Raw genomic sequence first — 6,757 nt, 5'->3', positions numbered from 1 at the left:
CAGCGTAAAGGCCCCAGGCGAGGGTGTAGTCGTTCTCGGTCATGGTGTTCGTGCAAGCCAGGCAAAGAGATGCCTATGATAAACACTTTTCCGGGCACAGGCAACCCCAATCAAGAGATCCTCAATGCCAACCAAGCCCCAACCCCCGATTGCCCGCCAGGCCCAGGCCACCGACCCGTATGCCTGGCTGCAACAGCGTGACACCCCCGAGGTGCTTGCCTACCTGCAGGCCGAAAACGCCTACCAGGAAGCCTGCCTGGCCGACCAGGCGCCGCTGCGCGAACAACTGTTCGAAGAGATCAAGGGCCGCATCCTGGAAACCGACCTGTCGCTGCCGGCGCCCTGGGGCCCCTACCTGTACTACACCCGTACCACCGCGGGCGACGAGTACCCGCGCCACTACCGCTGCCCGCGCCCGGCCGACGACTCCAACACGGTCGATGAAAGCCAGGAGCAACTGCTGCTCGACCCCAACGCCCTGGCCAATGGCGGTTTCCTGTCCCTCGGCGCGTTCAACGTCAGCCCCGACCACCGCCTGCTGGCCTACAGCCTGGACACCAGTGGCGACGAAATCTTCACCCTGTACGTGAAGGACCTGGCCAGTGGCAGCGTCACCTCCCTGCCCTTCGACGACTGCGACGGCAGCCTGACCTGGGCCAACGACAGCCAGACGCTGTTCTTCGCCGAACTGGACGAGACCCACCGCCCGTGGCGCCTGCGTCGCCACACCCTGGGCAACGACGGCGCGCAGACCGTGTTCGAGGAGCCCGACGGGCGCTTCTTCCTGCACTGCTACCGCACCAGCTCCGAACGCCAGCTGGTGCTGCTGCTCAACAGCAAGACCACCAGCGAAGCCTGGGTGCTGGATGCAGAGACACCGCAGGCTCCGTTCACCTGCCTGGCGCCACGCGTAGAGGGCCACGAGTACTTCCCCGACCACGGCCAGCTCGACGGCCAGTGGCGCTGGTTCATCCGCACCAACCAGGACGGCATCAACTTCGCCCTGTACCACGCCCCAGTCGCACCGGTGCCCAGCCGTGAGCAATGGCAGGTACTGGTAGCGCACCGCGACGCGATCATGCTCGAAGGCCTCAGCCTGAATGCCGGCGCGCTGACCCTGAGCCTGCGCGAAGGCGGCCTGCCGATCATCGAGGTACGCCCGCAGGGCCTGGCACCCTACCGCGTCGAACTGCCCGACGCGGCCTACAGCCTGTACGTGCAGGACAGCCTGGAATTCGCCAGCCCACGCTTGCGCCTGCGCTACGAAGCACTCAACCGCCCAGCCCAGGTACGCCAGCTGGAGCTGGCCAGCGGTGCCCAGGCGGTGCTCAAGCAAACCCCGGTGCTGGGGCCGTTCGATGCCGACGACTATGTCAGCGAGCGCCTGTGGGCTACCGCAGCGGACGGCACCCGGGTGCCGATCAGCCTGGTGCGCCGCCGCCAGGACCTGGGCCAGACCGTGCCGCTGTACCTGTATGGCTACGGCGCCTATGGCGAAAGCCTCGACCCGTGGTTCTCGCACGCGCGCCTGAGCCTGCTGGAGCGCGGCGTGGCCTTTGCCATCGCTCATGTGCGTGGTGGTGGCGAACTGGGCGAAGCCTGGTACCGCGCCGGCAAGCAGGAGCACAAGCACAACACCTTCAGCGATTTCATCGCCTGTGCCGAGCACCTGATCGCCGAGGGTGTCACGGCTGCCGACCGCCTGGCCATCAGTGGCGGCAGCGCCGGTGGCCTGCTGATGGGCGCTGTGCTCAACCTGCGCCCCGAGCTGTTCCGCTGTGCGATTGCCGAAGTACCGTTCGTCGACGTGCTCAACACCATGCTCGACCCCGAGCTGCCGCTGACCGTGACCGAGTACGACGAATGGGGTAACCCTGAGGAGCCGGAGGTGTATGAGCGGATCAAGGCCTATGCACCGTACGAGAACGTGAAGGAACAGGCCTACCCGGCGATGCTGGTGGTGGCGGGCTACAACGACAGCCGCGTGCAGTACTGGGAAGCGGCCAAGTGGGTGGCGCGGCTGCGCACGCACAAGACCGACGACAACCTGCTGCTGCTCAAGACCGAGATGGGGGCTGGGCATGGCGGGATGAGCGGGCGGTATCAGGGGCTCAAGGATGTGGCCTTGGAATATGCGTTCGTGTTTGGTGAGCTAGGTCTGGCTTGAGAGAGCCGGGGGCGCTTTGCGCCCCTTTCGCGACACAAGGCCGCTCCCACAGGGATCGCGCATGTCCTGAATCCTGCGCGATCCCTGTGGGAGCGGGTTTACCCGCGAACACGGGCGAAGCCCGTGCCATCCACCGCGGCGCCTGCTTCGCGGGTAAACCCGCTCCCACAGAAAACCGGGGCAGGCCGGCTGAATTCAATCATCCTGCACCGCCGGCTTCGGCGGGTCCTGGCGCAACCCCGGCAATGGCTGGTCCTTCGGTGGCCCGGGCACCGGCATCGGCGGTAACAGTGGCGCCCCCGGCTGGCTGTCATAGGCCTTGGGCGGCGTACTCGGGGTAATCTGCGGATATGGCGTAGGCGTAGGCGTACCCGGTGCACCGGGCACCGGCGTGCTCAACCGGGGTGGCGTGCTGGCAGCTTCGGCCATGGGCAGGCCGGCCAACAACAGCACAACGAGGATCGCGCGAAACATCAGCAACCTCCTGTCGGGAACCTTCCTACAGGCTACGCCTAAATCAAAGCTTTCGCCTGTCCGCCTGCCCCGCAAGCGCGCTAGACTCAGCGCATAACCGTCATTTGCCTGATCAGAACAAAGGAAACACCATGAGCTCCACCTCTTCCGCCGCCGCCACCGCGCGCCTGGACCGCATCCTGGCCGATGCCAAGCGCGACAAGGAAATGGGCTACCGCGACAAGGCCCTGAAAATGTACCCGCACGTCTGCGGCCGCTGCGCCCGCGAGTTCTCCGGCAAGCGCCTGAGCGAGCTGACCGTGCACCACCGCGACCACAACCACGACAACAACCCGCAGGACGGCTCCAACTGGGAGCTGCTGTGCCTGTACTGCCACGACAACGAGCACTCGCGCTATACCGACCAGCAGTACTTCAGCGAAGGCTCCACCAGCACCCCGAGCATCGCCAAGGCCACCCACAACCCGTTCGCCGGGCTGGCGGGCATGCTGAAGAAAGACTGACCATCGATTCACCACCCCGTTGCTACCGGGCAGCCCGTATAATCGCGCTTTTTTTCGCGAAGGGCCCCGGTACGTGGCAAACAAACGATACAGCTGCATCGGCCTGTTCAACCCCAAGTCAGCAGAAAACGTCGGCTCGGTGATGCGCGCCGCGGGTTGCTACGGCGTCAATTCGGTGTTCTACACCGGCAAACGCTACGAGCGTGCGCGTGACTTCGTCACCGACACCAAGCGCGTGCACTACGACATCCCGCTGATCGGCATCGATGACCTGCAGCGCATCATCCCGCTGGGCTGCACGCCGGTGGCCGTGGAGTTGGTGGAGGGCGCGCGGCCATTGCCGGAATACACCCACCCGGACCGGGCCATCTACATCTTCGGGCCGGAAGACGGCAGCCTCAGTGCCGATGTGCGGGCATGGTGCGAAGAGACCATCTACATTCCGACCGAGGGCTGCATGAACCTCGCAGCGACGGTGAATGTGGTGCTGTATGACCGCATGGCCAAGGGGCTGAATACCCGTTCGGGGCCCAGGTTCAAATAGCCGACTGAACGATGGCGGCGGCCAACAGGTCACCTGCATACACTTCAGACGGAGACCTTGCCATGCTTGATATCCATTCGGCAGCGACATCGCAAGACAAGAACGTTCATGGCCTGGAGCGCGCCAGCTCGCTGGCTGGCGGCGCGTTGATGGTCAGCAAGGGGCTGCGCCACGGCGGCCTGGTCGGGTTGTTGCAGATCGCAGTTGGCGGCCTGGCACTGGCTCGGGGCTTCAGCGGGCATTGTGCGACCAAGGCCTGGTGGCAGCGGCACCGGCAGGAGTATCACCGCTTGCGTTCGGACATCGAGCGCAGTGCTGCGGAACTGAAGGCGTTGAAGGCCAGTGCCGAGGCGGCGACGCGGGGGGTGACGGTAACCGGGAAGGATCCGTTGGCTGGCAGTTGAGTTTTGCACTGCCTGTGCCGGCCCTTTCGCGGGCACGCCCGCTCCCACAGGGACCTCATGGCTGTCGGAACATCACTGGCCTGTGCCGACCTCTTCGAAACTTGCGCGGCACCTGTGGGAGCGGGCGTGCCCGCGAAAGGGTCAGCACTGGCAATAGAGAGGCCTAGCGCAACGCCTTGCTCTGCAACACCTCTGAGCGCCGCCCCAGCACGTTCTCGCTGATCTGCACGAAGTCTTCGGTGCTGACGCTGGGCAGGCGCATCAACCCGCGTGCTACATCGTCCAGCGAGCGTTTGGCCTGAGTGTGGATGCGGATTTCCTTGTCCAGCGCTTGCAACAGCATCACCCCGCGCGCCACCTGCGCCGGGGTGGCATGCTCGCCCTTGAGCCGGGTGACCTTGGCGCCCTGCTTACTCAGGCGCGCTTGCCAAGCCTCGTAACGGTCGTCACTCACCCCGCCCGAGCGGCGCAGCAACTCGCTGGCATAGTAGTCGTTCAGGCTTTCCACCAGCCAGTCACTGCCATCACGCCCATGGATCTGCGCAAACAGTTGCACCACTTCGCGCAGCAACGGGCTGCTGCCATTCTCGCTGACCATCGGCCGGGCACTGTGCAGGTACAACGAGCCCTGCGCGGCAGTCGCCCCACGCCACATGCCGTCGCGAGCGCCGACCAACAGTAGCTTCGGCGGGTTGCGCGGGAAAACCGCCTGCAATTGCGGCCAGACAAAGGTCAGCATGGTCAGGTTGTCCATGCGCCGCATACCCTGCCCCACCGGTGCGGCCACGGTGACCTCGGTTTCGCCCAGGCGGGCGCGGCGGCTGCCCAGGTCGCCGGCGAGCATCCAGCCTGTGGGGCGGTCGAACAGGCGCGAAACGTTGTCGATGCGGAACTTGTCCTTGCCGATGCGCGGCCAGGAGGTCTCAATGCTCTTCCAGCCATCCGGCAGGTCGAACGCCAGCCGCGCCACCAGTTCGGTGCCATCCTGCTGGTCGAGGCGCGCAGGCGGCACCAGCTGGTCGCCGAGGAACAGCGCCCAATGCGGGGTGATGCGCGATGAATAGGCGCCGCTGCCGCGTTTCTGGTCCAGCTGCACGCGGTAGCTGAGGCTGGTCTTGCCGGCCGCCGGTTGCCACACGCCGCGCTGGCCCTGCAACTGCCATTGGCCATCAGCCTGGAAGCCGCTGTAGGCCCCAGCCTTGCCCAGGTCGAAATTCAGACTGCGCACGGCACTGCCTTCGGCCAAGGTTAGGCGGACCTCCGCCTGGCCGCTGGCTGGCAACAGGCGCACCTGATAGTCGAGGTCGACCTTTTTCGCCCAGGCCGGCGAACTGGCCATCAGGCCCAACAGCAACAACAGCTGGCAACGCATACAGAAACTCCTTGTTTCCCCGTGGCAGCGGGCCGCGCCGGTCAGCTGGCGCGGAAGATCAGGTGGTCTTCCCAGTCGTCTTCGTGCACATCGTGTTCACTGAGCATGCGCCCCGACTGGGAAATGCGCTGTTCATGGACCTGCTGGCGATCACCGCAGACCAGGTGGTGCCAGGCCGGCAGGTCCTTGCCCTCACTGACCAGGCGGTAGCCGCAGGTACTCGGCAGCCACTTGAACTGGTCGGCCTTGCCCGGGGTGAGCTGGATGCAGTCAGGTACCTGGGCGAAGCGGTTGGGGTAATCGCTGCACTGACAGGTGTGCAGATCCAGCAGTTTGCAGGCGATGCGCGTGTAATAGACGCTGTTGTCGTCCTCGTCCTCGAGCTTTTGCAGGCAGCACAGGCCGCAACCATCACACAGCGACTCCCACTCTTGCGGGCTGAGTTGCTCGAGGGTCTTGCGCTGCCAGAACGGCGCGTTTTCAGCGATCATGACACGGGTTTCCTGCATTCATCTTGGGGCCACGGCGCGCGGCGGCGCCAGTCTAGAGCCTGGCCTTCGGCAAAGCCAGACCGCTTGTCAGTCGCGACGCGACGCAGTAGCGTGCGCGTTTACCGCCCTTTTGCAGGAGCCGCCATGAGCGCCACCCCCCGCATTGCCGATTACGCCATCAACGAGCAGTTCATCAACCGCTGGTCGCCACGTGCCTTCACCGCCGAGCCGATCAGCGAGGAAACCTTGCTGAGCTTCCTCGAAGCTGCACGCTGGGCGCCGTCGGCGAACAACTCGCAACCTTGGCGCTTCCTCTATGCCCGCCGTGACACGCCGAACTGGGAGCGTTACCTGAACCTGCTGGTGCCGGCCAACCGCAGCTGGGCGCAACAGGCATCGGCGTTGGTGCTGGTGATTTCCAAGACCACCTACGCCGCCCCGGGCGCCACGGAAGAAAAGCCGGCGCTGTGGCACACCTTCGACACCGGCTCCGCCTGGGGGCACCTGGCCCTGCAAGCCAGCATCAGCGGCTGGCATACCCATGGCATGGCCGGTTTCGACCAGGAGCTGGCGCGTCAGGAGTTGAAGGTTCCTGAAGGCTACGTGCTGCATGCCATGGTGGCAATCGGCAAGCTGGGCGATAAGGCCAGCCTGAACGAAGCGCTGCAGGCGCGTGAAGTCCCGAGCCCGCGCAAGCCACTGAGCGAGCTGGCTGCCGAGGGTGATTTCAGCCTGTAAGCCTTGCATTGGCTGTACTGGCCTTTTCGCGGGCTCGCCCGCTCCCCCAAAAACAAACACACCC

Annotated in this window: 8 protein-coding genes; 5 read left to right on the top strand and 3 right to left on the bottom strand. The window is 65.2% G+C overall.

From position 1 onward, the window contains the following. The first annotated feature begins 124 nt into the window (after positions 1 to 124). Positions 125 to 2,167 (top strand): S9 family peptidase, encoded by a 2,043-nt coding sequence (locus tag ACLCGK_RS30225; RefSeq protein ID WP_410953503.1) that lies wholly within the window; start codon positions 125 to 127, stop codon positions 2,165 to 2,167. Positions 2,168 to 2,362: 195 nt separating this feature from the next. On the opposite strand, the gene ACLCGK_RS30220 is transcribed toward ACLCGK_RS30225, so the two are convergent. After that, a complete protein-coding gene (locus tag ACLCGK_RS30220) occupies positions 2,363 to 2,641 on the bottom strand; it encodes a hypothetical protein (protein ID WP_015271347.1) in 279 nt (92 codons plus the stop codon). Between the two features lie 131 nt (positions 2,642 to 2,772). On the opposite strand from ACLCGK_RS30220, the gene ACLCGK_RS30215 reads away from it, so the two are divergent. The 3 genes from ACLCGK_RS30215 (at position 2,773) to ACLCGK_RS30205 (ending at position 4,092) form a co-directional block, all read left to right on the top strand. Next, positions 2,773 to 3,144 (top strand): YajD family HNH nuclease, encoded by a 372-nt coding sequence (locus tag ACLCGK_RS30215; protein ID WP_003259546.1) that lies wholly within the window; start codon positions 2,773 to 2,775, stop codon positions 3,142 to 3,144. Between the two features lie 73 nt (positions 3,145 to 3,217). Continuing rightward, positions 3,218 to 3,688, top strand: a complete 471-nt coding sequence (locus tag ACLCGK_RS30210; protein ID WP_015271348.1) for an RNA methyltransferase — start codon at positions 3,218 to 3,220, stop codon at positions 3,686 to 3,688. 62 nt (positions 3,689 to 3,750) lie between these two features. Then, on the top strand, positions 3,751 to 4,092 hold the full coding sequence (locus ACLCGK_RS30205; RefSeq protein ID WP_410953502.1) for a DUF2892 domain-containing protein: 342 nt from the start codon (positions 3,751 to 3,753) through the stop codon (positions 4,090 to 4,092). A 163-nt stretch (positions 4,093 to 4,255) separates the two neighbouring features. Here the strand turns inward: ACLCGK_RS30205 and ACLCGK_RS30200 are convergent, their stop codons facing one another. Both ACLCGK_RS30200 and ACLCGK_RS30195 read right to left on the bottom strand, forming a co-directional pair. Next, positions 4,256 to 5,464: a hypothetical protein gene (locus tag ACLCGK_RS30200; RefSeq protein WP_410953501.1), complete on the bottom strand. Its 1,209-nt coding sequence runs from the start codon at positions 5,462 to 5,464 to the stop codon at positions 4,256 to 4,258. Between the two features lie 41 nt (positions 5,465 to 5,505). Continuing rightward, complete coding sequence (locus tag ACLCGK_RS30195; protein WP_015271351.1) at positions 5,506 to 5,955, bottom strand: YcgN family cysteine cluster protein; 450 nt, start codon at positions 5,953 to 5,955, stop codon at positions 5,506 to 5,508. A gap of 144 nt (positions 5,956 to 6,099) precedes the next feature. Between ACLCGK_RS30195 and ACLCGK_RS30190 the strand changes: the two genes are divergently transcribed. Then, a complete protein-coding gene (locus ACLCGK_RS30190; RefSeq protein ID WP_039613991.1) occupies positions 6,100 to 6,693 on the top strand; it encodes a nitroreductase family protein in 594 nt (197 codons plus the stop codon). Positions 6,694 to 6,757: the final 64 nt, after the last annotated feature.

It is taken from the genome of Pseudomonas sp. S1(2024) (genome assembly GCF_046557535.1).
Note: the sequence above shows the minus strand (reverse complement) of the source record. Positions and strands in the feature narration are given on the sequence as shown.

What these genes read in the sequence shown, in the direction of transcription:
- ACLCGK_RS30225 (WP_410953503.1), top strand. Translation starts at nt 125, where the DNA reads ATGCCAACCAAGCCCCAACCCCCGATTGCCCGCCAGGCCCAGGCCACC.
- ACLCGK_RS30220 (WP_015271347.1), bottom strand. Translation starts at nt 2,641, where the DNA reads ATGTTTCGCGCGATCCTCGTTGTGCTGTTGTTGGCCGGCCTGCCCATG.
- ACLCGK_RS30215 (WP_003259546.1), top strand. Translation starts at nt 2,773, where the DNA reads ATGAGCTCCACCTCTTCCGCCGCCGCCACCGCGCGCCTGGACCGCATC.
- ACLCGK_RS30205 (WP_410953502.1), top strand. Translation starts at nt 3,751, where the DNA reads ATGCTTGATATCCATTCGGCAGCGACATCGCAAGACAAGAACGTTCAT.
- ACLCGK_RS30200 (WP_410953501.1), bottom strand. Translation starts at nt 5,464, where the DNA reads ATGCGTTGCCAGCTGTTGTTGCTGTTGGGCCTGATGGCCAGTTCGCCG.
- ACLCGK_RS30195 (WP_015271351.1), bottom strand. Translation starts at nt 5,955, where the DNA reads ATGATCGCTGAAAACGCGCCGTTCTGGCAGCGCAAGACCCTCGAGCAA.
- ACLCGK_RS30190 (WP_039613991.1), top strand. Translation starts at nt 6,100, where the DNA reads ATGAGCGCCACCCCCCGCATTGCCGATTACGCCATCAACGAGCAGTTC.